The 24,283-nt window shown below is 63.9% G+C and carries 27 protein-coding genes and 2 riboswitches; of the genes, 14 read left to right on the top strand and 13 right to left on the bottom strand.

Going from position 1 to position 24,283, the window contains the following annotated elements:
• Positions 1-471: non-heme ferritin (gene ftnA / locus VD811_01300; GenBank protein HXV19609.1), on the bottom strand; the 471-nt coding region annotated here is incomplete at its 3' end.
• Between the two features lie 207 nt (positions 472-678).
• On the opposite strand from ftnA, the gene VD811_01295 reads away from it, so the two are divergent.
• Positions 679-1,347: a 3'-5' exonuclease gene (locus VD811_01295; protein ID HXV19608.1), complete on the top strand. Its 669-nt coding sequence runs from the start codon at positions 679-681 to the stop codon at positions 1,345-1,347.
• Positions 1,348-1,607: 260 nt separating this feature from the next.
• Entirely contained in the window at positions 1,608-1,952 is a 345-nt protein-coding gene (locus VD811_01290; GenBank protein HXV19607.1) for a hypothetical protein, read from the top strand.
• 90 nt (positions 1,953-2,042) lie between these two features.
• Here the strand turns inward: VD811_01290 and VD811_01285 are convergent, their stop codons facing one another.
• Positions 2,043-2,366 (bottom strand): MoaD/ThiS family protein, encoded by a 324-nt coding sequence (locus VD811_01285; protein ID HXV19606.1) that lies wholly within the window; start codon positions 2,364-2,366, stop codon positions 2,043-2,045.
• A gap of 85 nt (positions 2,367-2,451) precedes the next feature.
• Complete coding sequence (locus VD811_01280) at positions 2,452-2,637, bottom strand: hypothetical protein (protein HXV19605.1); 186 nt, start codon at positions 2,635-2,637, stop codon at positions 2,452-2,454.
• Here VD811_01280 and VD811_01275 point away from each other — a divergent pair.
• Entirely contained in the window at positions 2,636-3,355 is a 720-nt protein-coding gene (locus VD811_01275) for an ATP-binding protein (protein ID HXV19604.1), read from the top strand. The genes VD811_01280 and VD811_01275 overlap by 2 nt on opposite strands.
• 187 nt (positions 3,356-3,542) lie before the next feature.
• On the opposite strand, the gene VD811_01270 is transcribed toward VD811_01275, so the two are convergent.
• The 9 genes from VD811_01270 to glk form a co-directional block, all read right to left on the bottom strand.
• Positions 3,543-4,016, bottom strand: coding sequence for a VOC family protein (locus VD811_01270; protein HXV19603.1), 474 nt, complete (start codon positions 4,014-4,016; stop codon positions 3,543-3,545).
• A gap of 283 nt (positions 4,017-4,299) precedes the next feature.
• Entirely contained in the window at positions 4,300-4,713 is a 414-nt protein-coding gene (locus VD811_01265; GenBank protein ID HXV19602.1) for a hypothetical protein, read from the bottom strand.
• Between the two features lie 74 nt (positions 4,714-4,787).
• A complete protein-coding gene (locus tag VD811_01260) occupies positions 4,788-5,294 on the bottom strand; it encodes an SRPBCC domain-containing protein (protein ID HXV19601.1) in 507 nt (168 codons plus the stop codon).
• An 82-nt stretch (positions 5,295-5,376) separates the two neighbouring features.
• Complete coding sequence (locus VD811_01255; protein ID HXV19600.1) at positions 5,377-5,892, bottom strand: hypothetical protein; 516 nt, start codon at positions 5,890-5,892, stop codon at positions 5,377-5,379.
• Positions 5,870-5,953, bottom strand: a riboswitch (cyclic di-GMP riboswitch). Its footprint overlaps the gene before it by 23 nt.
• A 337-nt stretch (positions 5,954-6,290) precedes the next feature.
• Positions 6,291-7,055: a class I SAM-dependent methyltransferase gene (locus VD811_01250; protein HXV19599.1), complete on the bottom strand. Its 765-nt coding sequence runs from the start codon at positions 7,053-7,055 to the stop codon at positions 6,291-6,293.
• Positions 7,056-7,216: 161 nt separating this feature from the next.
• Entirely contained in the window at positions 7,217-9,025 is a 1,809-nt protein-coding gene (locus VD811_01245; protein ID HXV19598.1) for an amidohydrolase, read from the bottom strand.
• 11 nt (positions 9,026-9,036) lie between these two features.
• A complete protein-coding gene (locus VD811_01240; GenBank protein ID HXV19597.1) occupies positions 9,037-9,591 on the bottom strand; it encodes an antibiotic biosynthesis monooxygenase in 555 nt (184 codons plus the stop codon).
• 4 nt (positions 9,592-9,595) lie between these two features.
• Positions 9,596-10,249, bottom strand: coding sequence for an isochorismatase family protein (locus VD811_01235; GenBank protein HXV19596.1), 654 nt, complete (start codon positions 10,247-10,249; stop codon positions 9,596-9,598).
• A gap of 61 nt (positions 10,250-10,310) precedes the next feature.
• Positions 10,311-10,400: riboswitch (cyclic di-GMP riboswitch) on the bottom strand.
• Between the two features lie 112 nt (positions 10,401-10,512).
• A complete protein-coding gene (gene glk, locus VD811_01230; protein HXV19595.1) occupies positions 10,513-11,496 on the bottom strand; it encodes a glucokinase in 984 nt (327 codons plus the stop codon).
• 221 nt (positions 11,497-11,717) lie between these two features.
• Here glk and VD811_01225 point away from each other — a divergent pair, with 221 nt between their 5' ends.
• The 7 genes from VD811_01225 to VD811_01195 all read left to right on the top strand — a co-directional run bounded on the left by VD811_01225 (position 11,718) and on the right by VD811_01195 (position 18,814).
• Positions 11,718-11,873, top strand: coding sequence for a hypothetical protein (locus tag VD811_01225; GenBank protein ID HXV19594.1), 156 nt, complete (start codon positions 11,718-11,720; stop codon positions 11,871-11,873).
• Positions 11,870-14,263 (top strand): mechanosensitive ion channel domain-containing protein, encoded by a 2,394-nt coding sequence (locus VD811_01220; GenBank protein HXV19593.1) that lies wholly within the window; start codon positions 11,870-11,872, stop codon positions 14,261-14,263. The genes VD811_01225 and VD811_01220 overlap by 4 nt, the downstream gene beginning before the upstream one ends.
• 79 nt (positions 14,264-14,342) lie before the next feature.
• Positions 14,343-15,410, top strand: coding sequence for an AI-2E family transporter YdiK (ydiK, locus tag VD811_01215; GenBank protein HXV19592.1), 1,068 nt, complete (start codon positions 14,343-14,345; stop codon positions 15,408-15,410).
• A 62-nt stretch (positions 15,411-15,472) separates the two neighbouring features.
• Positions 15,473-15,613, top strand: coding sequence for a hypothetical protein (locus VD811_01210; GenBank protein HXV19591.1), 141 nt, complete (start codon positions 15,473-15,475; stop codon positions 15,611-15,613).
• A gap of 87 nt (positions 15,614-15,700) precedes the next feature.
• Positions 15,701-16,687 (top strand): TAXI family TRAP transporter solute-binding subunit, encoded by a 987-nt coding sequence (locus VD811_01205; protein HXV19590.1) that lies wholly within the window; start codon positions 15,701-15,703, stop codon positions 16,685-16,687.
• Positions 16,688-16,751: 64 nt separating this feature from the next.
• Positions 16,752-18,044 carry an alpha/beta hydrolase gene (locus tag VD811_01200; protein ID HXV19589.1) on the top strand — a complete coding sequence of 431 codons (1,293 nt, stop codon included), beginning with the start codon at positions 16,752-16,754 and terminating at the stop codon, positions 18,042-18,044.
• A gap of 2 nt (positions 18,045-18,046) precedes the next feature.
• Positions 18,047-18,814, top strand: coding sequence for a VacJ family lipoprotein (locus VD811_01195; protein ID HXV19588.1), 768 nt, complete (start codon positions 18,047-18,049; stop codon positions 18,812-18,814).
• Between the two features lie 258 nt (positions 18,815-19,072).
• Here the strand turns inward: VD811_01195 and gap are convergent, their stop codons facing one another.
• The gene (gene gap / locus VD811_01190) at positions 19,073-20,140 is read right to left on the bottom strand and encodes a type I glyceraldehyde-3-phosphate dehydrogenase (protein ID HXV19587.1); all 1,068 of its coding nucleotides are present in this window, start codon (positions 20,138-20,140) and stop codon (positions 19,073-19,075) included.
• Positions 20,141-20,555: 415 nt separating this feature from the next.
• On the opposite strand from gap, the gene VD811_01185 reads away from it, so the two are divergent.
• The 4 genes from VD811_01185 to VD811_01170 are packed head-to-tail and all read left to right on the top strand — an operon-like array spanning position 20,556 to position 24,235.
• The gene (locus tag VD811_01185) at positions 20,556-21,734 is read left to right on the top strand and encodes an ABC transporter permease (GenBank protein HXV19586.1); all 1,179 of its coding nucleotides are present in this window, start codon (positions 20,556-20,558) and stop codon (positions 21,732-21,734) included.
• 41 nt (positions 21,735-21,775) lie between these two features.
• The gene (locus tag VD811_01180; protein ID HXV19585.1) at positions 21,776-22,582 is read left to right on the top strand and encodes an ATP-binding cassette domain-containing protein; all 807 of its coding nucleotides are present in this window, start codon (positions 21,776-21,778) and stop codon (positions 22,580-22,582) included.
• 42 nt (positions 22,583-22,624) lie between these two features.
• Positions 22,625-23,611 carry an MlaD family protein gene (locus VD811_01175; GenBank protein HXV19584.1) on the top strand — a complete coding sequence of 329 codons (987 nt, stop codon included), beginning with the start codon at positions 22,625-22,627 and terminating at the stop codon, positions 23,609-23,611.
• A 3-nt stretch (positions 23,612-23,614) separates the two neighbouring features.
• Entirely contained in the window at positions 23,615-24,235 is a 621-nt protein-coding gene (locus VD811_01170) for a PqiC family protein (GenBank protein HXV19583.1), read from the top strand.
• Positions 24,236-24,283: the final 48 nt, after the last annotated feature.

Genomic DNA, 24,283 nt, shown 5'->3' with positions numbered 1-24,283 from the left:
CGCCCGATCGATGAAGAAGACCCCGCTCCCTTTCTCGCCAATGATCTTGATCTTGTCGAGGACCTGCTGGAAGAGGTATTCCTCCTCGTGCTGCTCGGCCACGTACCACTGCAGGAAATTGAAGGTCGAGAAGTCCTGTTCCTTCAAGGCGGCGGCGACCAGCTGGTTGATCTTGCCGGTAATGAAGCACTCGTGCTCGTAGACCTTCTGGAAGAGCTCGCCGACCGAACTGTAGTCGCTGGGCGGCGCCTTGATCTCGCCGATGACCGCCATGGCGCCGGTTTCGTTGACATAGTTGAAGAGCTTGTGCATGTGTCCCATCTCCTCCTGGGCGTGGGCCCGCAGAAACGCGGTGCACCCTTCGAGCCCCTTGAGATCGGCCCAGGCGCTCATCTGCAGGTAGAGATTGGAGGAGTAGAATTCGAGCGTGACGTGTTCGTTCAACTGCTTGACCATCGCTTTGCTGAGCATGAGGTGCTCCTTTCATTCGTTGGGTTGGGGGCCGCTCGCTGTTTTTTCTAATTATGAGTATACGATGCCTGACGGATTTCGCCAGCATCCCCAACTCCGGGCGGGAGGACGAAGGGGAGGCGGGGTTGACCCGGTCCACCCGATTCCCTTATCCTTAGCGAAAGCCTCCAGCGCCCCTCCGCCATTCCCTCTTGAGTCATTCAGCCGATGCTTCCGCAGAATCTCGTGTTCCTCGACCTTGAAACCACCGGCACCAATCCCCTGCACGACCGGATCATCGAAATCGGCCTCTGCGAGGTGGCGGACGGCCAGCCCGACCGGGAATGGTCGACCCTGGTCAATCCGGAGAAGAGCTTCTCCCCCTTTATCGAGCAGCTCACCGGCATCGCCAACGGCATGGTGACCGAGGCGCCCACCTTCGACCAGATCGCCGAAGAGCTGTTCGACCGGCTCGCCGGCAAGGTCCTCGTCGCCCACAACGCCCGCTTCGACTACGGCTTTCTGAAGAACGAATTCCGCCGCCAGGGGATCGCCTTTCAGGAAAAGGCCCTCTGCACCGTCAAGCTCTCCCGCGCCCTCTTCCCCGAGCACCGCCGGCACAACCTCGACGCCCTCGTCGAGCGGCACGCCCTCGGCGCCCAGAACCGCCACCGGGCGCTCGGCGATGCCCGGCTCATCCGGGAGTTCGTCCAGAAAATCCGCGACGAGCTGCCCGCCGAAACCGTCGGCCGGGCCGTCCGCAGCCAGCTCAAGCAGCCGAACCTGCTCCCCTTCGACCTCGACAGCTACAAGATCCTCACCCGCTTTCTCGACCGGAAGGGGGCCAGGGCCGAGGTGCTGAACCTTTCCCGGCCGGAGGATGCGGCGCGGTTCTAGCCAGCCCGCCATTCTGCAATCCCGCCCGCTTTCCCTCCCATTTCTCTTGCCCTGAGCCTCCCTTCGCCGCCTCGCGGAGGGAACCCGCGCAGCGGGCAAGGCGTCGGGGTGCTATCTTCGAGAAAACAGGTCGGTCCCCTTTTGCCGAGGGCAAAACATGACAGAAACCATTAGCCTGTGATAGATTTTAATCAAAAGGGCACCCCTCGGGAGGCGGCCCGGACCTCAGACCCCATCGGCCGCCGGAAAGCTGAGAAGCGATGAGCATCGAATATCTTGGCGAGAAAATATTCCGTGACGAAGTCGCAGCAAGCGGGCAGGTATGGGTGGCAAGAAGCATCTACAAAAACATCTACGCCGAGGAAATTGACGACAGGGGGGTTTCATTGCCGGTTTGGTCGAACAGGGAGAGAGTCGTCGAATTCCTGAAGAACGCCAGACTGACGGGTCCGAAATATGAGCCTGAGGCAGTTCTCCTGGCCATTGTCACCGAGGCGTGGCTCTCGGACAAGATGATGGACATCACCGAGTTGCAGATCAACCCTGATGGCAAAACGACGCGGGTGCTGGTTTTCACCGCCGAAGAATTCAGGACCCTGCATTAGGCCCGGCCCTGCGCAGCGACCGCCCTTGCCCCGTCACAAAGCCCCAGCCCGATACATGCGCCCCAGGGGCCGATTTCGCTGCGGTCGGCCTTACCCCCGGGCGACCTGGCGCAGAGCTTCGTCGCTATCGAGAATGGGGAAGCCCAGCGGGCCGTTGTGCGGTCCGGGGATGCTTTTGGGCACAAAGGCTATCCGGTCCCCCGGATGGATCAGCCGCTGAAGGCCGGCGGGCCGATGATTGCAGTAGATGGCGCCGATGGCGTCGAGGGGGAGGCCAAGCTCCCCGGCGATGTCCAGGGCCCGCTTCCCTCCCGGCGGCAGCGGCAACTCCAGCGCCGGCGCAAGTCCCCTCTCCTGCCGGAAGCTGTAAAGAGAACCGAACATCAGAATCGTCACCAGTCCTTTCCCTTCCATGAGTAGCCTCCTTGATCCGCCGGGGAGGTTCGCTTGAAAAACCTCCGGGTTATTTCCTCCTGCTCCGTTTGTGGTACCCGCTGTCTCAGGCTGTCGCCGGGGCCGTCCCCTCGCTGCCAGGCCTCTCGGTAACGGTCGTTCCATCTTCGCTCTCCGCGGCCGGAAGACTGCTCAGCCCAGGGGACAGGAAGGCTGAACCGTCCCACTGGGACAGGGTGATCAGACGTCCATGCGCGATCGGCCTGCAGCCGGTTGCCTGTTCCGTATTCATGTTCCGGCCCTCCCTGGAAAGCGAACAACCCTGTCCGACCTGCCAATGGGCTGCGTCCGAAATAACCGAAGCAATCATCCCCGCTCAAACACATAGAGTATTTTTTGAGATTTTTCGCCAGACATTATTTCGTATACCGCAAAGAGGGGCTCTTGGCAAGCGGGTGTTTCATTTATTTGGAAAAAAATATTACATAGCGAAAATGGTTTGCCACGAGGACGCTGGAACCTGGCTGTCGAGGATGACCTTCTCGATCATTCAGGTCCCCGATCTGCTCCTGCAGACAGCCGCCCGATTCCGGAACATCTCCCCGAAGTATGATCTCCAGGTCTCCCTCGCGGATGACTTGCCGCCGGTCCAGGGGGACAGGCCGAAGCTCGACCTTGTCCTGCGCAATCTGGTCGCCAATGCGCTGAAATATTCTCCCGAAGGGGGGGCGGTGCTTCTTTCGGCATGGCGAAGTGGTGATCGCGTGGTGGTCTCCGTGCAGGACGAAGGATTGGGTATTCCGGAGGAGAGCCTGGAGAGCATCTTCGAAAAATCTTTCCGGGTGGACCGGCCCGAAACCCGAAAAACGTGCGGCGCCGGCCTGGGCCTGACGATGGTGCGCCGCATCGTGGAGAATCACGGCGACCGAATCTGGGTCGAAAGCACACTGGGAAAAGGCAGTGCCTTCTATTTCTCCCTGCAGCAGGCTGCCGCGAATATCCCCCACTGACGCACCGGCAGGCGCTGACTCGCAGCCTGCCGCGTTGCCGGGACTCCCATATTTCCGGCCTCGCCGCTCCTGGCCGGATACTTCCGGCTCGATACCACCTCTTCCGGCGTCCCCCAAAAAAGCAAAGCCCGCTCTGCTGCGGGCTTTCGTGCCTCAATTACAGTACTCGCTGCTTTGCCGAAACGGCCTATTTCTTCTTCATCTGGGCGAAAAAGGCCTGCGCGCCCTGCCGGATTTCCTCCGGCGTCAAATCCCTGGTATGGGTGGCGAGGCTCCAGCTGTAGCCGAAGGGGTCCTGCACGGTCCCTACCCGGTCCCCCCAGAACATCTCCTGGACCGGCATCCGGGCCTCGGCGCCGGCGGCGACCGCGACTCTGAAGGCCTCGTCGACGTTCTCCAGGTAAAGGTAGAAGCTGACCGGCGAGCCGCCGAAGGTCTCCGCGCTTTTGCAGGCCTCCTGGGGATGCTCTTCGCCCAGCATGATGATCGAGTTGCCGATCCGGATCTCGGCGTGCATCACCCCCTTGCCGTCGGGTCCCGGCATGACGAACAGCTCCTGGGCGCCGAAGGCCCGTTTATAGAAATCTATGGCCTTGCGGGCGTCCTTGAACATGAACATCGGGGTAACGCTGTGAAAGCCTTCCGGGGTTGTTTTTGCCATGGGAGTCCTCTCTTCCTTGAAAAGTTCGAGTTAACAGCCTGAAGTCAACGCAAACCCACGCCCATGTGCGTTCGCTCCCCGCACTAACGGCGCAGAGATCGCAAAGGAAGGCCAACAGGGCGTTCTCTGCGGGCTTCGCGTCTCCCCGTTGAAAAGCCGTGCTTTCAACTTCCGGCCGCCCCCCGCGCCAGGTAGCCGCCTCCTTCCTGCTCCGACAATAGCACCTGGCGGACGAATTTCAACGACCATGGCGGGGGTCACTCGGTGACCGGCCGGAGCCTTGTCAATGGGTCGACCCGCCGCTGCCGGTTTTTTCCGGATCGCTCAGGGCGGCGCAGGCCAGGGTCAGCACGAGGTATTGCCAGTTGGCGATCACATCCGGCTTCAGCAGGATGGTCTGGCCGAGGGTCAAAAGGAACATGAGCAGCGCCGTCAGCGTCCAGAAGAGGCGCGCCTTCCTGCCGGAAAGAATCAGTGCCGCCAGAAGCGGCTCGGCGATCAGGATCAGCCAGGCGAGCAGCACATTCAGCAGGTGCGGCGACCAGGTCTTGTCGAACTCGGCAGTGATGTAGCCGACGAACACCTCCGGCCCCATGGCGACCCATTTATAGAGACCGACGTAGAGCAGCCACACCCCGAAAAAGAGCCGCATGCCGCAGAGAAAGAATCGACGGGCGTCGTAGTTAAGCCATTCCATTTTGGCTTTCTCCTTTTGCCGCAAGAGCGTGCCTTCCTCGATCCGCCTGGCGAAAGGGGCGCGGGAGGCTCACCTCATGCCTTCGCCAGAACTTCGGCCAGCTTGTCGAACGATTCGCTCCAGCCGTCCCGGCAGTCGTCCAGGTCCTTGCCGGGCGGCAGGCCGACGTGCTTCAGGGTGAGCCTGGTCTGCCCATCCAGTTCCTCGAAGGTCACCGTCACCAGCAATTCCAGGGGGAAGTCGGCACTCATGCCGTAGTGCGTAGCCGGGACGACGTTGCCCTGTGCGTCCGCGAATGAATCCGTGCAGACCAGTCGCTCCGACGGCACGATCTCGCGATAGATGCCGGTGCTCCAGAAGTCCTGACCCTCGGGCGAACGCATGCAGTTGTGATAGACCCCGCCCACGCGCAGATCGATCCTGCAGACTGGGGCCGTGAAGCCTTTCGGCCCCCACCAGCGCTTCATCGTCTCGGGTTCGGTCCATGCCTGCCACACGAGATCGCGCGGCGCCTTGAAGACGCGGGTGATGACGAGCTCCGATCCTGCTGACCCCGTGGCGGGACTTTTTCCTGTGGCCATGTTTCTTCTCCTTCTCATGCCGCTTGCATAGACCTGGTTATTCCTGCCGGCAGTGCCCCTTGCGACCCGGGTCTTTGGGCGGTCATTTTTCCAGCAAATTCTTCAGCGTCCGCAGATCGCGCTCGACCAGTTGCATATCCTCGGCGTACCTCGCATCCGACATGTCGGGCAGCCGGAACAGGGTGAAGATGACCTCGCTGCCGGAACCGTTGGCGAGAACGCGCATGGGGACATAGACCTCGACCCCGGATGGCGTGGTCACATAATGGTCCATCACGCCGAATCGGTTCTGGTCGGCGAAGCGGATTTTCATGGGCCCCTGCGGCGTGTCGACCATCCAATCGGAGCCCTGTTTCCTCACCGACCGGCCCAGTCCCTGTGCCCACTTCGGCAGATTCTGCGGGTTGGTGACGAATTCATACGCTTTGTCGGGACTGCAGCGGATGGATACACTCAAGGTCCGGGAGGGCAATATCGTCTCCATCTCGGCTTCTCCTCTCCTAGTCGTTTCGAGACCGGCGGGATCGATCTTGCTGCCCATGGCGGCGCATCCCATCACCAGTCCCGCCACGACCATCGCCAGCAGGGTTGTTCTCATGATGACCACCCTTCCCATCGCTTTCCGCCCCTGCCTTTCGGCAGGTTCGGCTCGGTCGGAATCGGCAGGCTTCCCGTTTCACTTTATCCCCATTTCACGACCATTCAAGCCGTCGGCTCGGAGGCGCGTATTCGATGCGTAGGGCATCGGAGCTCAGGAGCTGATGGTCGAACGGATTGACAATGAGGGGGGGGAGGGCTGCGGGTTGAGGGGAATGGAGGTGTCAGGTCTACACATTGACAATTACCTGTCAATGTGTAGACCTGACACCTGACCCGCGAATATCCGATTGGATCAGATGTTATCCGCGTGCAGGTTTTGACCTTGAGGTGAAATTGAGGTTTGAAGGGTTGTGTCGCTCCTTCTCATCGCCGGAGAACCAGAGCGCGCCTGAGGGGTCAGATCCTTTGCAGCACGAAGAAGGCGTAGCCGTAGCTCTTCGAATGCCGCCGGAACATCTCGATCTCGGCCTCGCACCCGGCGCAGACCGCTTCTGCCTCGGCCACACCGGCGTTCTTGAACCTCAGTTCCTTCATGCGCTCGAGCATCGGCGTGTAGTAGTCGTCCCACCATGCGCTGTCGGGCAGATTGAAGCTTTCGATCACTTTGTAGCCGCTGGCGGCCGCCAACCGGCGCACTTCGTCCGCGGTTCTGATGTCCGGATAGACGTTGTCGAAGTAGGTCCTGGCCTCGGCCGGAGGCTCGCTCTCGAACCAGCACAACTCGGTGAAGGCCAGATAGCCGCCTGTCTTGAGGTAGGCCCTGAAGTCCTGCAGCCCGCGCGCAAGTCCGATGATGAAAATGGAGCCCTCGGCCCAGAGCAGGTCGAAGCTCTCTGCGTCAAAGGGCATGTCGATCATGGACAGTTCGCGCGTTTCGATGTCCAAACCCTTCCGTGCGGCGGCCCGGTCCAAGCGATCCAGCAGGGGCCGGTGGTTGTCGATCGCCAGGATTTTCGTCTTCAGTTCCTGAGCGAGGATCTGCGTCTGCATACCGCACCCGCAGCCGATATCCAGCACTCTGGGTTTTGATGGCAGATCCTTCAGCAGACCAAGCGCCCTAAGGGTGGCTTCCCTGCAACCCGGTCCCTGTCGGGGCAGTTCTTCGAAGAGTTCGTAGAAGTATTCCATTGCCATCTTGTTGCACTCCACGCTTTTGGTCATCTTCCTGCCCAGGCATGCTAAGGGGCCTTGCCGGTCCCAGGGGACGCTGGTAACTTATGTAACTTATTCGCCTTCAGCTGCAAAAGTTACACAAGTTACCTACGTCCCCGACCCTCCGTTCACGTACGGGGTTCGTGGAACAGGTCGAAGCGCTGATTAGATCAGAAAGCGAAGCAGTCGCAGCCGATACCCCAGAAGCGGAACTCTTTCGGCGACCGGACTAGCCGATGGCTGTGGCAGGCGCATCCCTGACGATGCAGGCCTGATGAGATACTTCCACGGTGGTAGCCGCCATAACTGGCTACCGGCGACCAGTCGGGACTCACCGGCGGCAGTGGAGGCGCCAGGGGACCAAAATCGCCGCTGCCATGGACGATCTTCCCCCCCATGACGGTCAGCACCGCCTCGATCCCCTTGATCTCCTCTTCGGGGACGGTGAAGTAGTCCGCCGACAGCACCGCCAGGTCGGCAAGCTGCCCCGCCGCAATCCCCCCCTTTTTCCCCTCGTCGCCGGAGAACCAGGAGCTGCCGACCGTGTAGAGCCTGAGCGCCGCGGTTCGGTCGAGGCGGTTCTTCTCGTCATACAGCGGCAGACCTCCCGCGGTCCTGCCGCTCACGAGCCAGTAGAGTGCGACCCAGGGGTTGTAGCTCGATACCCGCGTGGCGTCCGTCCCGGCGCCGACCGGAATGCCCATCTCCAGCATCCGGCTGATGGGCGGGGTCCGCCTGGCCGCCTCGGCCCCGTAGCGGGCCACGAAGTATTCTCCCTGGAACGCCATCCGGTCCTGGATGGCAATCCCGCCGCCGAGGCGCCGCACCCGCTCCATGCTTTTCTCCGAGATGGTCTCGGCATGGTCGAAAAACCAGCGCAGCCCCTGGAACGGAATCTCCCGGTCGACCGCCTCGAAGACGTCGAGGAAGCGGGAGATCGATTCGTTGTAGGTGGCGTGCAGGCGGAACGGCCAGCGCTTCGCCGCCAGCAGGCCGACCACCTTCTTCAGCTCCGCTTCCATCCCCGGCAGAAGGTCGGGGCGCGGCTCCAGGAAGTCCTCGAAGTCGGCGGCGGAGAAGACCAGCATCTCGCCGGCGCCGTTCATCCTGTAGACGTCACTCCCCTTCCCCGGTTCGGTCATGCCGATCCAGCGGGCAAAGTCGTCGTACTCCTCTTTCGGCCTCTGGGTGAAGAGGTTGTAGGCGATCCGCAGGGTCAGCTCACCCCTTCCCTCCAACTGCTCGACGACCCGGTAGTCGTCGGGATAGTTCTGGAAACCGCCGCCGGCGTCGATGCAGCTGGTGATCCCCAGCCGGTTCAGTTCGCGCAGGAAGTGGCGGGTCGAGTTGACCTGGTCGTCGAAACCGAGCTTCGGCCCCTTGGCGAGACTCGCGTAGAGAATCAGGGCGTTCGGCTTGGCGATGAGAAGCCCGGTCGGATTCCCCGCCTTGTCCCGCTCGATCACCCCGCCGGGGGGATCGGGGGTCTCCCGCGCGTAGCCGAGCGCCCGGAGCGCCGCCCCGTTGACCAGTGCCCGGTCGTACAGATGCAGGACGAACACCGGCGTGTCGGGCGCGGCGTCGTTGATCTCCTCCAGGGTCGGCAGCCGCCGCTCGGCAAACTGGAATTCCGTCCAGCCGCCGATCACGCGCACCCACTGGGGCGGCGGCGTGCGTCGGGCCTGCTCGCGGAGCATCTCCAGCGCCAGTGACAGCGATGGTACTCCGTCCCAGCGCAGCTCCATGTTGAAGTTGAGCCCTCCCCGGATCACGTGGATGTGGGAGTCGTTGAGCCCCGGAATGACCCGCCGTCCCTTCAGATCGATCCGCTGCGTCTTGTCGTCGGCCGCGGCGAGCAGCTCCTCTCCGCCGGTGGCCGTTATCCGTCCGCCGGTAATGGCAACGGCCGAGACTTGGGGATGCGAATCATCGAGGGTGGTAATCGCTCCATTATGCAGTATCAGTTCGGGTGCTTTCATATCGCTCTCCCTTATCCGCGCCGATGCAGCCAGGGACGAAGAATTCGCACCAGCAGCGGCATGATCGCCCAGGTGAGAAGAATCACGATGCCCACGGCAATCAGCAGGGCCTTAAGGGGCGCAGGCAGGTTGCCGGTGAAAGGATGCAGCAGCCGGGGGACCAGCAGGCTCGCCGGCCAGACGCCGATGACCGTGACCAGGGCCATCTTCCAGCGGGGCGGCGAGGCCGGCACGCCCGGCGGCGCAAACCAGAACTCCAGACCGCTTTCCAAGCGGTAGGACGGTTCACTCTCCCGAAACGACTCGGCCTTCTTCAGCAGCTTCCGGCGGATATCCGACTCCTGCCATGCCCGCAGGTGCTCGTAGGTATCGAAGCGGAAGATGACCACATATTCGCCCGGGGTGGCGCCCGGACGAATCACGTCGATCCCCATGTGGCCGGGGAATTCCAGGGCAGCGGCCGCAATCTCCCGGCGCCACGCCTCGAACGCCTCTTCGCATCCCAGCCGGACCCGCCAAGTGACGACGACCGTTAGCGGGCCGCCTTCCCGTTCGGGACCTTCCATGTCCTCAACGGCCCGCGCCTTTGCGGCTGGGAGGCGCCCCGTGCACCATGGTATAGGCGTACTCCACTCCCTGGCCGTAGGCGCCGCAGTGTTCCTTCACCGCCTCGATCACGGCGTCGTAGGTTTCCTTGCGGGCCCAGTCGCGCTGGTACTCGAGGAGGACCTGCAGGGCGGTCATCGGCACCGCGCCCGCCTGCTCGACGCGGCGCATGGCGGCGTTGTGGGCGGTGACGGTGGTGCCGCCGGAGGCATCCTCGACGGCATAGACTTCATAGCCCGCCTTGATTGCCTCCAGGGCCGGGAAGGCCAGACAGACCTCGGTCCAGAGGGCCGCCATGACCAGCTTCTTGCGCCCGGTGGCCTGCACCGCGGCGACGAACTTCGCATCCTCCCACGAGTTCATGGAGCTGCGCTCGATCGGCTCCTGGCCGGGGAAGAGGTCGAGCAGCTGCGGCCACATGTTGCCGGAGAAGCCTTTCGACTCCACCGTGGTCAGAATAGTCGGCACCTTGAAGATTTTGGCCGCCTTGGCCAGCAGCAGGACGTTGTTGAAGAGGGTCTGCCGGTCGATGTTAGCCACACCGAAGACCATCTGCGGCTGGAAGTCGATGAAGACGACGGCGGAGTTCTGTGGGTTGAGCAGTTCCGTGTAATTCATGGATGGGACTCCTTTCGCTGGAAAATTAAAGGCCGAACCACCTCTCAAGGATGTGACATCCTTCGGCAGCTCGGCCATCCGCCTTCGCCTCGGCTTCGGCGGACCCATCGCTTTCCGTCCCCGCCTCGCGGCAGGTTTGGCTTTTCGGGATCGACTATTCGATTACGGATTCACTCTATCCCGATTTTTTGACCCGTCAAGTCATCCCCCCACCCCGCACTTTCGTGGCTGGGCTGGACCCTTCGGACCCCGGCGCAGCTGAATCAGGCGGGACCGAGCAGGGCGCAGCGGCCGGCGCCGAGCAGGGCCGTGCGCTCGTTGAGGATGACCCGCACCGGGATGGTTTCGAGCAGCGGGCTGAGGCGCCCCTTGGCGGTGAAGGCGAGCATGAAGGCCGGGCCCTGGAGCCGGTCGATGATTTTCGGGGCGATGCCGCCGCCGAGGTAGACGCCGCCGGTGGCGAGGGTGCGCAGGGCGAGGTTGCCGGCCTCGGCGCCGTAGAGGGAGACGAAGAGGTCGAGGGCCTGTCCGCACAGGGGACAACTCCCCGCCAGGGCGGCCCGGGCGATGGCAGCCGCCGCGTCGCCCTGGCCCATTTCCATGACTATCGCGGGGTCCTCGGCGAGGTTGCGGCTGTCGCGCAGGAAGCGGTAGATGTTGCCCAGGCCGGGTCCGGAGAGGACCCGTTCGTAACTCACCCGGCCGAATTCGGCCCGCAGATAGAGGAGCAGTTCTGTCTCCAGTTCGTTGCGGGGGGCGAAGTCGGCATGCCCCCCCTCGGTCGGCAGGGGACGGTGGGCGGTGCCGTCCCAGACCGCCATCGACTCGCCGAGCCCGGTGCCGGCGGAGATGACGGCGATGGGCCCCGAGGGGTCGGGCCGCCCCGGGCTGAGGACCGCAAAATCCTCCTCGCCCAGCAGGGGAATGCCGTAGGCGTTGGCCTGCAGGTCGTTGATCAGGGAGACCCGTGTCAGGCCCAGCAGCCCGGCCAGTTCCCCGGCGTCGACGAGCCAGGGGAGATTGGGGGTCAGCACCCGGCCCTCACACACCGGTCCGGCGATACCGAGGCAGACACGTTCGGGGGCCAGGCCGTGTTCGGCAACGAAGGCCTGCAGGATGGCGGCCAGGCTGCCGCGCTCGCGGCTCGCATAGTGTCCCGCCGCCACCGTTTCGAGTCCGTTGCCGGCGTCGCGGAAAAAAGCGAGCCGCGTCGTCGTCCCCCCGATGTCCCCTGCCAGAACCAGCATCTGTTCTCCTTTCTGCAGTGCATATACGAGGATATTTTGCCCGCGGCCGGGCAAAAGTCAAACCTTTCGACGGCCACGGGAATCCTTCCAGGGGGGGCATGCTGGCAGAACCCTTGTGACCTGTTAATATTTTCCATTAGTATCGGCTTGTTCTCAGGCCCGGTCACCGCTGGCTTCCACCCAGCCACGCCTTGGGTAAATCAATTGCAGGTGAAGAGGACATGCCATCCGATAAAATGACCGTCGAGCATGGCAAGCTGCCAACGGCAGGTGAGGGGAACACCGGCGAGGATGTCAAGGAGCACTATTTCCACCTCGACAGCACCCCGACCCACTCGTACATCAAGGACCTCTACAACTTGGGGGCGACCCGATGATGAGGCGCACAGCCATGCCGCCTCGCCCCACGCCGCTGCAGCTCTTGGCCGCCGGGCTCTGGCTCCTCGTCGCCCTGGCGTCCGCCGCCTGGGCGGAACTGCCCGGGCTTGGGACAAAGGAGCCGCCTGTTGCCCAGACCGAAGGGGGCGAAGCCGCTCCCCCCTCTCCCGAAATGCTCGAGCAGGCTCTGACGGCTACCCGAGAGCAGCTGCAGAGCTTCCAGGCACTGCTCGAGGCGACGCCGGCGCAGCAGTTCGGTGCGACCGATGAAGAGGCCGCGCAAAAAATGGTTCTTCTCGATCGGCAGGCGCGGGCTTACGACCATCACATCCTCGCTCTGCGCGAGTTGGCGGAAATGCGCCTGGCCAACCAGGACCTGGCGGCCAAGATGGCGGGCTGGGAGGGGTTCGGCATCGCACCACCCTATCCGCTCAGCCTCCTCGACGAGCTTCGCGATTCGATTGGCGCCCAGAATATCTTGATCAAGAAGGACAGAATTCTTCAGTCCTTCGCTCAGCAGGACCTCGACCGGGCGCGCCAGACGCTGAAGGAGGCACAGCAGCGCCGGCGCCAGGTGGCGGAGCTGCTCGAAAAGCCGGCGCTAGCGGGAGACCAACTGCGCCAGGAATGGCTGGACGACCTTGCCCGGCTGGCCGAGGCCTCAGCGCAGGCGGAGATCCTTTCGGCCGGTGCCAGGCAGAAGATGACCGAGATGGCGCTGGCCCTGCACAACGACAAGCTCGCCTTTCTCGAGCGGCAACTGCGGGTGGCGAACGCCACCCCGGCCGTTTTCAGCCAGGCGGAGCTGGAAAAAAAGCTCGCTGCCGTGGCCACGGAGCAGCAGCAGCTCGAAGCCGAGCAGCTCCGGGTCGGCCGGGAGAGCTCCCTGGGTCAGGAGCGGTTGCAACAGGCGCGACAGGAGCTGCAGCGCGCTCGTGCCGCCGCCGTCGGCCAGGCCGAAATCGAACAGTTGCAGGAGACCCTTGAGCTGCGCCAGGCACAATCCGACAACCTCGCCCTGAAGGCCGAGTTCTACAAGATCCGTGACGTCGTCCTGAGGTACGAGAAGTCGATCTGGGGGGAACGCTACCGGGTGGTTCGGGGGGTCGACAGTGCCGAACTGGAGAAGCTCGCGGAGCGGTTGCAGGGCGCCCAACGCCGGGCGGAAGAGTACCGCTCCTACCTTGATTCGAGCTTGAAGCTGGCACAGAACCTGGCCCTCAACCAGCGGCAGCGGCTGGCCGACCTGGGGCCAGGGGCTGCGGCGCGGGAGCCGGTGCAGCAGCAGCTCGACAATTATGTCGAGCGGAGCGATTTTCTGCTCAAGGCGCTGGGGACCGTCGACGACATCCTGCGGCTGCAAAATCACTTAATCGACGAGGTCCAGGAGCGTCGGCAGCAGACCAGCGGCGAACAGCAGCTGCAGGGAACTGCTGCCCGCGCCTGGGAGCTGGTCCGCCGGTCCTGGAGCTACGAGCTGTTCGTCGTCGAGGACACCATTCTGGTCAACGGTCAGGCAGTGACCAAGGAGCGACCGGTAACCATCGGCAAGGTAGCGGTGGCGCTGGCGATCCTGGTGGTTGGGCTGTGGCTGGTTTTTCTGATTCGGGACCGAGTCCGTGGGCTGGCAGCCAGGTTCCTGAAGCTTGAGGTGGGGACGGCGGTCCTCGTCGAAAAAATACTGACGGCACTGGTCGTCATCGCGGTTTTCGTCTTTGCCCTGATTACGGTGAAGATTCCGCTGACGATTTTCGCCTTCATGGGAGGTGCCCTCGCCATCGGCGTCGGCTTCGGTGCGCAGAACCTGATCAACAACTTCATCAGCGGGATGATTCTGCTGTTCGAGCGGCCGATCAAGGTTGGGGATGTGATCGAGGTCGATGGCAACCGTGGCCGGGTGATCGAGATCGGCGCCCGCTGCTCACAGGTGCGACGCTTCGACGGTTTCGACATGCTGGTGCCGAACAGCGAGTTTCTGCAGAAGAGCGTCATCAACCTGACCCTGGCGGACGAGCTCATTCGCCTCAAGGTGCGGGTCGGGGTAGCTTACGGCTCGCCGACCCGGGAGGTGGTACAGATCATGTCCGAAGCGATGGCCGAGCACGGCCGGATCCTTAAGCAGCCGGAACCGGTGGTCCTGTTCGAGGATTTCGGCGACAGTGCCCTGATCTTCAGCGCCTATTTCTGGGCGCAGGTCAGCCCGAGCTACGATTATCGCATCATAGAGAGCGACTACCGGCACATGCTCGACCACCGCTTCGGCGAAGCCGGCATCGTCATGGCCTTCCCGCAGCTCGACGTGCACCTCGACCGGGCCACTCCGGTCCGGCGGGCGGAGCGCGGTGCCGAAAAGAGTGGCTCGCCCCCCGGGACCGGCCCGTCAGTTTAGCGTTAGCGCCGTGCGGAAGGGTGCGCGCCGACGCCCCGCACGGTTTTCGCATCTCGCCGCCAGCAGGAGTTCATCACCGATGTCGACCTCGCCCACCCGCGACCTCACCCGCACCACTCTGGCCGTCCTGTTCATCGGCATGCTCATTGCCGCCTGCATCTGGATCCTGCGCCCCTTCCTGCTGCCGCTGCTCTGGGCAACGATGATCGTCGTCGCCACGTGGCCGTTGATGCTCGGCGCGCAGGCCCGGCTCTGGGGCCGGCGTGGCCTCGCCGTAGCGGTCATGACGCTGGCGCTGCTGCTGGTTTTCTTCGTCCCCTTCACCCTCGCCATCGCCGCGATCGTTCAGAACGCCGACGAGATCATCGAGTGGGCCAGATCCCTGGGAACCGCCACCCTCGGGCCGCCGCCGGAATGGCTCGGCAAAATCCCGGCCGTTGGCCGCCGGCTGGTCGAGCAATGGCAGGAGTTGGCAGTCTCGGGGCACGAAGCAGTGACCGCTCGCCTGGCCCCGTATGCCGGAAAATTCGTCGCCTGGTTCGTTGCCCAGGCCGGCAGCCTCGGGATGCTGTTCGTCGAGTTCCTGATGACCGTGCTTCTCGCTGCCCTCCTCTATGCCGGTGGTGAGAGAGCCGCCGACGGGGTTTGCCGGTTTGCCCGTCGCCTGGCCGGCCGTCGGGGGGAGGATGCCATCATACTCGCCGGCCGCGCGGTCCGCGGTGTCGCCCTCGGTGTGGTCGTCACCGCCATGGTGCAGGCGGTGTTGGGGGGAGTCGGTCTCGCCGTCGCCGGGGTACCGTTCGTGTCGGTGCTGACCGCAGTGATGTTCATTTCGTCGCTCATCCAGGTCGGCCCGATCCCCGTGCTGCTCCCGGCGGTGGGATGGCTCTACTGGAGCGGGCATCCATTCGCCGGCACTCTGCTGCTGGTCTGGACTGTCGTTGCCGCCAATCTCGACAACGTCCTGCGTCCCATCCTGATCAGGAAGGGGGTCGACCTGCCGATGCTGCTTATTCTCGCCGGCAGCATCGGCGGCCTGATCGCCTTCGGCATCATCGGGCTGTTCATTGGCCCGGTGCTGCTGGCGGTCAGCTATACCCTGCTGACCGCCTGGATCGAGGGGGACGTAGGGCAGGCGAGCGAATAGTCAGGCAGTGCATCGCTGTGGGGCCCTTTTCGCTCAGGGAGCGAGCGGGGACGTCTCGGGACGTGGCGCGGTTGCACACCAGCCACCGTGGCGAGCAGCTCTACCTGGACCGGATTCGGATGCCCGCCGACCAGGACCTGCTCTTCTCCGCCCGCGTCCGCGCGGGGGTGCCCGATCCGCGGTCGCCGGCGGAGAGTCAATGATTCCGGCTGTTGCAGCGCAGTCATCAGGCAAATCCGGGCATTGGCATTCTGCCGGCATTGCCGATTCTCTTGAGTTGAGGAGGCTTCATGGGAAGGTGCAGTCTTCTGCGCGGGATCATCCTGGCATTGCTGCTGGCGGCCACGTTCGCCAGGCCGGTCACCGGCTGGGCCGGCGAGGTGAAAAAACTGGCCATCGGCTCGGGCAATACCGCAGGCGTCTACTACGCCGCTGCCGCCGCCCTGGCCAAGGTGGTCAACCGCCACAGCCCGGACACCGGCCTGTACCTGATCAACCAGCCGTCACAGGGTTCGGAACAGAACATCGACGACGTGCTGCAGGGGAAGGTCGCCTTCGGCCTGGCCCAGGCCGACATGCTGTTCAAGGCGGCGAACGGACTCGGCCCCTGGGAGGGTCACCCGCAGGCCGACCTGCGCGGCATTCTCGCCCTGCACAGCGAGGCGTTGACGCTGGTTGCCGCCGACGACGCGGGAATTACCGGTCTCGCTGACCTCAAGGGGAAGCGGGTCAACATCGGCGCCCCCGGCTCCGCCGACAACGAGAATGCGCAACAGCTGCTGGAGTTGGTCGGCGTCGGGCCGGAGGATGTCCAACTGCGCAAGGAGCCGGCCGCCCTCGCCTCCGACCTGCTGCAGGCGGGCGAGATAGACGCCTACTTCTACACCGTCGGCCATCCCAACCTGTCGGTCCGCGAAGCGAGCTCCGGCGAGCGCAAAGTGCAACTGGTGCCGCTGCCTCCGGAGATGGTCGAGGCCTTCATTGCCAGCCGGAACCTTCTCCACCCCGTCACCATTCCGGTGGAGCACTATCCCGGGCTGGAGCGACGCGAACCGGTGCCGAGCATCGGTGTGAAGGCCGTCCTCTTCGCTCGCGCCGACCTGGACGAGGCGACGGTCCGCCTGCTGGTGCGGACGGTGTTGGAGAATCTCGACCGCTTCCGCCGCCAGCATCTGGCCATCTCCGCACTGGAGGCGCCGGAGATGGCCGCGGTGCCGGTGCTGTCGCTGCACCCCGGGGCGCAGGACTACCTGCGCGAGGCGGGGCTGCTGCAATGATGCTCACGCTGCCGGCCGCTGCGGCCTTGTTCACCGCGGCGAACGCGATCCTTGGGAGGAACCGATGCGGAAAATGATCCTGCTGCTGGTGTTGCCGCTGGCACTGGTGTTCGGCGGCGAAGCCGCCGGAGCTGCGGTCCAGCCCTACTTCTATCCCTTCGTCAGCCCCTACGAAGCGACCGTCATGGACCTGCCGGCGGTCTACCTGGCCGAGCTGCCGGCAGAGGTGCCGACCAAGGTGTTCAAACTGAAGGTTTTTCCCAAGCGCAGGACCCCGGACGTTTTCTGGTACGAAGACGGGCTCTACTGCTCGCTGGCGCCGCAGCCGCAGCGGGCGCCGCTGATCTTCGTCATCGCCGGCACCGGCTCGCGCTTCAACTCGCCGATCATGCTCAAGCTGCAGCGGGCCTACTACCAGGCGGGCTTTCATGTCGTCTCGATCACTTCGCCGACGCACATGAATTTCGTCGTCAACGCCTCCGAAAGCTTCATGCCGGGCGACCTGCGGGAGGATGCCCGCGACCTCTACCGGGTCATGCAACAGGCCTGGAAAAAGGTGCGCAGCGAGGTCGAGGTCTCGAGCTTCGCCCTGGCCGGCTACAGCCTCGGCGGCACCCAGGCCGCCTTCGTCTCGATGCTGGACGAGGAGAAGAAGCTCTTCGACTTCCGCAAGGTGCTCCTGCTCAATCCGCCGGTCAGCCTCTTCAACTCGGTCAGCGCCCTCGACCGGCTGCTGGTCGAAAACATCCCCGGTGGGGAGGAGAACTTCAACCGCTGGTTCCAGTCGGTCCTGCTCAACGTCGCCGCCGTCTCCAGGGAGATGGGGTATGTGGAACTGACCGGCGAGTTCCTCTACCAGGCCTACAAGCGCCAGCCTCCTATCGAAGAGAATTTGAAGGCTTTGATCGGCCTCTCCTTCCGGATGGACTCGGCCAACATGATCTTCACCGCCGATGTGATGAACGGTGGCGGCTACATCTTGCCGACGCAGGTGCAGCTGAACAACTCGACCTCGCTCACTCCCTACGCGATGGTCGCCTTCCGCACCAGCTTCGTCGACTATTTCCACGAATATCTCTTCCCCTACCTCCAGCGGCGGGAGCCAGACCTGACCGAGCCGGCGCTGATCGAGCGGCTGAGCCTGCGCAGCATCGAGCCCTACCTGCGCAGCGCCGAGAAAATCGGCCTGGTGGGGAACGAGGACGACGTCACCCTGATGCCCGGGGAGATCGAGTACCTGCAGGAGGTCTTCGGCGACCGGGCGAAGATCTTCCCCACTGGGGGCCATCTCGGCAACGTCAATCACCCGGACGTGGTGCGGTTCATGACGGATTTTCTGACCGGAAAGGAGCAGTGACCATGGCCAAGACGAAACGCACGCTGCTGGCCGCTCTGCTCCTGTCTGCACTTTCGCTTCTTGCCGGCTGCAGCACCGTCCCGGTGACCGGTCCTGACAGCCAGGCGCCGCTGCGGCGCTATGAGGAGGTGGTCAAGATCCCCCCGGGGCAGCCGCCGATGCTGCTGATGAACGACCCGATGGAGGGCTTCAACCGCGGCACCTACCGCTTCAACTACTACTTCGACAAGTACCTTTTTCTGCCGGTGGTCAAGGGGTACGCTTTCATCATGCCGGACTACGCCGAGCAGAGGGTCTCGAACTTCTACGACAACATTTATGAAATCGGGACCTTTACCAACAGCCTGCTGCAATTCAAGCTCAAGAAGACCGGCATTACCGCGGCCAGATTCGTCGTCAACTCCACGGTCGGCATCGCCGGCCTCTGGGACCCGGCCACAAGCTGGGGATTGCTCCGTCAGGAGGAGGACTTCGGCCAGACCCTCGGCCACTACGGGGTGGGCACCGGCGCTTACGTGGTGCTGCCGGTTGCCGGGCCGAGCAACATCCGCGACACGGCCGGGCTGGTCGTCGACGCGGTCGCTTTCAACGCCATCGACCCCCTCAACTTCGACCATAATGAGCCGTACGAGGTTCCATTCAACATTATGTACGCCGTCGACAAGCGCAAGCGGATTCCCTTCCGCTACCACGGCACCGGCTCCCCCTTCGAGTACGAGCTGGTGCGGATGCTGAACACCCAGTTCCGGCAGTTCGAGGTTGAAGACTGAGCCGGCCAGGCTGCCAGCGTGACATGCAGGTCGGTTGCTGATTTGCAGCTTGGGGGGCACTGGATGAACCGGCCGGGCGCGATCGAGTCGCCGTTCAGCTGATCTGGTCGGGCCTGCTCGAAATGGAGATCGGCGGAACCGTCATGGCGGAGAGCGTGGAGGCGGTCATCCGGTCGAGCGAAATTGGAGAAGGAAGGGTTGCTCTCGGTCGACAGCCCGCCGTTTCCGCCGCGCTGTCAACCAAGAACACCTTGGGCTTCAGTTTTGCCTGGCGATCATGTACCGCAGCAGATCGACCACCCGGTGCGAGTAGCCCCATTCGTTGTCGTACCAGGAGACGATCTTGAAGAATCGCTTCTCGCCTTTGAGGTTGTTCTGCACGGTGGCGAGGGAGTCGTAGATGGAGGAGCTGGCCGAGTGGATGAAGTCGGTGGAGACCAGTTCTTCCTGTGCATATTCGAGGTAGCCCTTGAGGTAGGTTTCTGCCGCCTTCTTCATCAGGGCGTCGATCTCCTCGATGGAGGTCTCCCGCACCGTGCGGAAGGTCAGGTCGACCACCGAGACGTCGGGGGTGGGGACGCGAAAGGACATTCCCGTCAGCTTCCCCTTCACCGCCGGCAGCACCTCCCCCACCGCCTTGGCCGCCCCCGTGGTCGAGGGGATGATGTTGATGGCCGCCGCCCGGCCGCCGCGCCAGTCTTTCTTCGAGGGGCCGTCGACGGTTTTCTGCGTCGCCGTATAGGAATGGATGGTGGTCATCAGCCCGGTTTCGATGCCGAGCCCCTCCTTGAGCAGCACGTGCACCAGCGGGGCCAGGCAGTTGGTCGTGCAGGAGGCGTTGGAGACGACGTGGTGGCTCCCCGGATCGTACTCCCCTTCGTTCACCCCCATCACCAGGGTCTTCACCTCCCCTTTCCCGGGGGCGCTGATGATGACTTTTTTCGCCCCGGCCGCAAGGTGCAGACCGGCCGTGGCGGAGTCGGTAAACAGCCCGGTTGCTTCGACCACGAAGTCGACTCCCAGTTGCCGCCAGGGGAGGAGATCGGGCGATTTGGCCGCCGCCACGCAGCGGATGCGGTGGCCGTTCACCATCAGCAGGTCGTCCTCCGCCAGGGAGGGACCACTCTTCGCCGTGGCCAGTTCCCCCTGGAAACGGCCGTGCACCGAGTCGTACTTGAGTTGATAGGCGAAGTACTGCGCATCGGTGCTGACGTCGACCACCGCGACGAGATCGATCTCTCTGCCGATGAGTCCCTGCTCGGCCATGGCCATCAGCACCAGTCGGCCGATCCTGCCAAAGCCGTTGATCGCAACTTTCGCTCCCATCGTTACCTCCTCTGTTTGGTCCGGACCTATTCAGGTGTCAGCTATCGGGCAGGGCAGATGCAGTCGCTCTATTTTTTGCTTGAGCGTTTAGAAAATTCTTATCACTATAAATCATTGCCTTGCGGTTTCAAGCGTGCCCGGAAGCATTTGCCAGCGGCGCTCAGTTTCTCCAGGGCTTTGGCCCCAGCCGGGCAGGCGAGGGGTCACCCCTGGGGAGCAGGGCGATTGACAATCCACCGCCATCTGATATCAGGGATTGCAAAAGTTAATTAAAAAGTAAATTATTTACCCTGCAACCTGAAACCGGAAAGGTGGCCGAGTCTGAAGAGGACCCGGGCATTGCCAGGCGGTTCAGCCAGCGGTTCGACGATGGGCGCGGAAAGACGTCCTCGCCGGCCGGGATGACGGATAGCCGATGAGACAAGGAAAAGCGGCGAGTCGCCGGGAGATGCCGGAAAGGGGAGGGGCCGAAGACGGTTCGGTCTTCAGCCGCCCTGTCGCGGGTGAACTGCGCCTGCAGCTGGCGGGTGCCTGGACCGGCTGCCGCCGGCCGGTGACGGCCGACCAACTGCGGCAGGAGCTGGCGGCGGCGCCCGCCGTCCGCCGTCTCACCTTCGATGCCCGGCAGCTCGGCGCCTGGGACAGCGGCCTGCTCACCTTCGTGCTGATGGTCGGAAAGGTCTGCGCCGAGCGGCAGGTTGCAGTCGACGAGACGGAACTCCCGGAGGGGGTGCGGCGGCTGATTGCCCTCGCCACGGCGGTTCCCGAGCACGTCGGGGCGCACCAGAAGCCGGCGCCCGTCCCCTTTCTCGAGCACCTGGGAGACCTCGCCGTCGGTGCCTGGCAGCAGAACCTGGCGATGGCCGCCTTTATCGGTGAGGCGGCCGTCGCCTTCGGCCGGCTGCTGACCGGGCGGGCGCGGTTCCGCCGGGCCGACCTCTTCACCATCATGCGCGACTGTGGTTCGCATGCCCTGCCCATCGTTTCGCTGATCAGCGTCCTGGTCGGCCTGATCCTGGCCTTCGTCGGGGCGGTCCAGCTGAGCATGTTCGGTGCCGAGATCTACGTCGCCAGCCTGGTCGGCATCGCCGTCGTCCGGGTCATGGGGGCGATCATGACCGGAATCATCATGGCCGGCCGCACCGGCGCCGCCTTTGCCGCCGAGCTCGGCACCATGCAGGTGAACGAGGAGATCGACGCCCTGGCGACCATGGGCTTCTCCCCCTTCGAGTTCCTGGTCCTTCCCCGCCTGCTCGCCCTCAGCCTGATGATGCCGCTGCTCTGCCTCTACGCCGATCTCATGGGAATCCTCGGCGGCCTCTTTGTCGGGGTCTTCATGCTCGACCTCAACGTCATGGAATACGTCAACATGACGCAGGCCACGGTGCGGTTGAAGGACTTCTGGGTCGGCCTGTTTCACAGTGCCGTCTTCGGGGTGCTGGTGGCACTGTGCGGCTGCCTGCGCGGCATGCAGTGCGGCCGCAGCGCTTCGGCCGTGGGCGCCGCCACGACTTCGGCCGTCGTCTCCGGCATCGTCAGCATCGTTGTCGCGACCGGTGTCATCACCCTGATGTGCAACGTGCTGGGGATATGACATGGGACTCATGGGACAAATAAGGCCTACAGGACATGTGGATGACCGTTGAAATCGACAAGGGATCTCCCTGCATCGCGGTGCGGGACCTGACCATGGCCTATGGCCCCGAGGTCATCCAGCGGGACCTCAGCTTCACCGTCGACCGCGGGGACATCTTCATCATCATGGGGGGAAGCGGCTGCGGCAAGAGCACCCTGCTGCGGCACCTCGTCGGCCTGATGCCGCCGGCACAGGGGCAGGTGCTCTACGGGGGAGAGGATTTCTGGGCGGCGGCGCCGGAGCGGCAACGGGAGATCCTGCGCCGCTTCGGCGTCCTCTACCAGGGCGGCGCCCTCTGGAGCTCGATGACCCTGGCCGAGAACGTGGCTCTGCCGCTGGAGGAATACACCTTGTTGCCGCGGGAGGAGATCCGCGAGCGGGTCTCCCTCAAGCTCGCGCTGGTGGGGCTGGCGGGGTTCGAAGACTACTATCCCAGCGAACTGAGCGGCGGCATGAAGAAGCGGGCCGGACTGGCGCGGGCGATGGCCCTCGATCCCGACATCCTCTTCTTCGACGAGCCCTCTGCCGGCCTCGACCCGATCAGCGCGCACCTGCTCGACGACCTCATTCTCGAGCTGCGGGCGAGCCTGGGAGCGACGGTCGTGGTGGTTACCCACGAACTGGCGAGCATCTTCGCCATCGGCACCAACTCGGTCTTTCTCGACCCGGAGACCAGGACGATGATCGCCGCGGGCGACCCGAAAAAACTCCTCGCGGAGACCGACGACCCGAAGGTGAGGAATTTCCTGACGCGCGGGGCAGCCGCCGGCCGGCCGATCCCGCCGGCTCCGGGCGGTTCGCTGTAGGGATAATCGTGTGCGCAAACCATGGGAGGCTGGACGGAGAAGATGAACGGCAAAGCGAACAAGGTGGTCATCGGAGCCTTTGTCCTGGGAGCGCTCGTCCTGCTGGTGGTCGGGGTGCTGATCTTCGGTTCGGGCAAGCTCTTCGCCGACACCTGGAAATTCGTGGTCTACTTCGAAGGCTCGGTCAAGGGGCTCAGCGTCGGCTCGCCGGTCATGTTCCGGGGGGTGAAGATCGGTACGGTCACCGACATCCAGATCGCCTTCGACCCACAGCAGATGGTGGTAATCATCCCGATCATCATCGACGTCGAGAAGGATACGTTCCAGGGGGAGGGAATGGACCGGAAATATCTCCAGGAACTGATCGCGAAGGGGCTGCGGGCGCAATTGCAGATGCAGAGCATCGTCACCGGCCAGCTTGCCGTCTATCTCGACTTCTTTCCCGGTTCCCCCGTGGTGCTGCGGGGCAAGGAGTCGGCGCGCCCGGAAATTCCCTCTATCCTCTCCAAGACCGAAGAGCTGCAGAAGACCCTTGCCGAACTCCCCCTGGAGGAGCTGGTCGAAAAGATGCACTCGGCCATGGAGGGGGTCGACCGCCTGGCCAACTCCCCCGAACTGCATGCGGCCGTCAGCTCCCTGGGCACCACGGCAAGGGAGGTGCAGGAGGTGGTCCGCACGCTGGATGGGGAAATCAGGGCTCTGGGGCAGGAAGGCCGCAGGACGACGGCAGCCGCCACCAAAGCCCTCAACCAGATGGAGAAATTCCTGACGATGGAGGAAGGGGCCACGGGCGAGATGGCCAGAAATATCAACGAGACCCTGGTCGAGGCCCGCGCCACTTTCGACAAAACCCAGGAGGCCCTCGAGGCGGTGCGGCAGACGGCATCGGACGAGCGGTCGACCTACCAGCTTCAGCGGGCGTTGCAGGAGACGGCGGCGGCGGCCCGCGCGGTCAATACCCTGGTCGATTACCTCGAGCGGCATCCCGAGGCCCTGCTGCGGGGCAAGGGTGCCCTGAAAGGAGAGTAGGAGATGCTGCGCTGTTCATATCCCCAGTTCACGGCCCTCTGCGCCGTGTTGCTGCTCGGCCTTGCCGCCTGCGGCAGCAGCCCGGCGGTCCGCTATCACTCCCTGCCCTCGGTGCCGGCGGGAGAAAGTTCCGCGGCGAAGGAGGTGGCAGAGCGGCGGGGGATCATCGCCGTCGGCCCGGTCGAGATCGCCGACTACCTCGACCGGCCCCAGATCGTCCGGCGCGACGGAGCGACGAGCATAGCCCTGCTGGAGGTCGACCGCTGGGCCGGCTCGCTGCAGAGGGACCTCGCCCGGGCTCTCGTCGACAACCTCGCCGCCCTGCTCGGCCAGGAAGGGTACCTGGTGCTCCCGTGGGAAGCGACGGCCCGCGCCGATGGCCGGGTCCAGGTTTCGGTCCTGCGGTTCGAGGGGACCGACCAGCAGACGGTGGTGCTCGACGTCTTCTGGACGCTGCACGGCAAGCAGAAGGGGGAACTCCTGTCGGTGGGTAAGGAAGCCATCGTCGAGCCGGTTCGCGGCGGGGGAGCGGGCGGGACGGTCGAGGCGATGGGCCGGGCGCTGGCAGAGCTGAGCCGGCGCATCGCTGCCGAAACGGAGACAAGACTGGGGCAGGCCGGTTGAGCCGTTCGTCTGCGCTCCATCCTTGTTTTTTCAGCAAAATGCAGTTAA

Source organism: Desulfuromonadales bacterium, assembly GCA_035620395.1.
Taxonomy (GTDB): Bacteria; Desulfobacterota; Desulfuromonadia; order Desulfuromonadales; family DASPGW01; genus DASPGW01.
The sequence above is the reverse complement of the archived record's forward strand: the minus strand, read 5'-3'. Positions and strand labels throughout refer to the sequence as shown.

Coding starts and splice junctions, on each gene's coding strand:
- VD811_01175 (HXV19584.1), top strand. CDS start 22,625: ATGAACGGCAAAGCGAACAAGGTGGTCATCGGAGCCTTTGTCCTGGGA.
- VD811_01295 (HXV19608.1), top strand. CDS start 679: ATGCTTCCGCAGAATCTCGTGTTCCTCGACCTTGAAACCACCGGCACC.
- VD811_01185 (HXV19586.1), top strand. CDS start 20,556: ATGAGACAAGGAAAAGCGGCGAGTCGCCGGGAGATGCCGGAAAGGGGA.
- VD811_01245 (HXV19598.1), bottom strand. CDS start 9,025: ATGAAAGCACCCGAACTGATACTGCATAATGGAGCGATTACCACCCTC.
- VD811_01255 (HXV19600.1), bottom strand. CDS start 5,892: ATGAGAACAACCCTGCTGGCGATGGTCGTGGCGGGACTGGTGATGGGA.
- VD811_01220 (HXV19593.1), top strand. CDS start 11,870: ATGATGAGGCGCACAGCCATGCCGCCTCGCCCCACGCCGCTGCAGCTC.
- glk (HXV19595.1), bottom strand. CDS start 11,496: ATGCTGGTTCTGGCAGGGGACATCGGGGGGACGACGACGCGGCTCGCT.
- VD811_01195 (HXV19588.1), top strand. CDS start 18,047: ATGGCCAAGACGAAACGCACGCTGCTGGCCGCTCTGCTCCTGTCTGCA.
- VD811_01265 (HXV19602.1), bottom strand. CDS start 4,713: ATGGAATGGCTTAACTACGACGCCCGTCGATTCTTTCTCTGCGGCATG.
- VD811_01285 (HXV19606.1), bottom strand. CDS start 2,366: ATGGAAGGGAAAGGACTGGTGACGATTCTGATGTTCGGTTCTCTTTAC.
- gap (HXV19587.1), bottom strand. CDS start 20,140: ATGGGAGCGAAAGTTGCGATCAACGGCTTTGGCAGGATCGGCCGACTG.
- VD811_01170 (HXV19583.1), top strand. CDS start 23,615: ATGCTGCGCTGTTCATATCCCCAGTTCACGGCCCTCTGCGCCGTGTTG.
- ydiK (HXV19592.1), top strand. CDS start 14,343: ATGTCGACCTCGCCCACCCGCGACCTCACCCGCACCACTCTGGCCGTC.
- VD811_01235 (HXV19596.1), bottom strand. CDS start 10,249: ATGAATTACACGGAACTGCTCAACCCACAGAACTCCGCCGTCGTCTTC.
- VD811_01260 (HXV19601.1), bottom strand. CDS start 5,294: ATGGCCACAGGAAAAAGTCCCGCCACGGGGTCAGCAGGATCGGAGCTC.
- VD811_01250 (HXV19599.1), bottom strand. CDS start 7,055: ATGACCAAAAGCGTGGAGTGCAACAAGATGGCAATGGAATACTTCTAC.
- VD811_01205 (HXV19590.1), top strand. CDS start 15,701: ATGGGAAGGTGCAGTCTTCTGCGCGGGATCATCCTGGCATTGCTGCTG.
- VD811_01290 (HXV19607.1), top strand. CDS start 1,608: ATGAGCATCGAATATCTTGGCGAGAAAATATTCCGTGACGAAGTCGCA.
- VD811_01200 (HXV19589.1), top strand. CDS start 16,752: ATGCGGAAAATGATCCTGCTGCTGGTGTTGCCGCTGGCACTGGTGTTC.
- VD811_01225 (HXV19594.1), top strand. CDS start 11,718: ATGCCATCCGATAAAATGACCGTCGAGCATGGCAAGCTGCCAACGGCA.
- VD811_01275 (HXV19604.1), top strand. CDS start 2,636: ATGTTCCGGCCCTCCCTGGAAAGCGAACAACCCTGTCCGACCTGCCAA.
- VD811_01280 (HXV19605.1), bottom strand. CDS start 2,637: ATGAATACGGAACAGGCAACCGGCTGCAGGCCGATCGCGCATGGACGT.
- VD811_01270 (HXV19603.1), bottom strand. CDS start 4,016: ATGGCAAAAACAACCCCGGAAGGCTTTCACAGCGTTACCCCGATGTTC.
- VD811_01240 (HXV19597.1), bottom strand. CDS start 9,591: ATGGAAGGTCCCGAACGGGAAGGCGGCCCGCTAACGGTCGTCGTCACT.
- VD811_01180 (HXV19585.1), top strand. CDS start 21,776: ATGACCGTTGAAATCGACAAGGGATCTCCCTGCATCGCGGTGCGGGAC.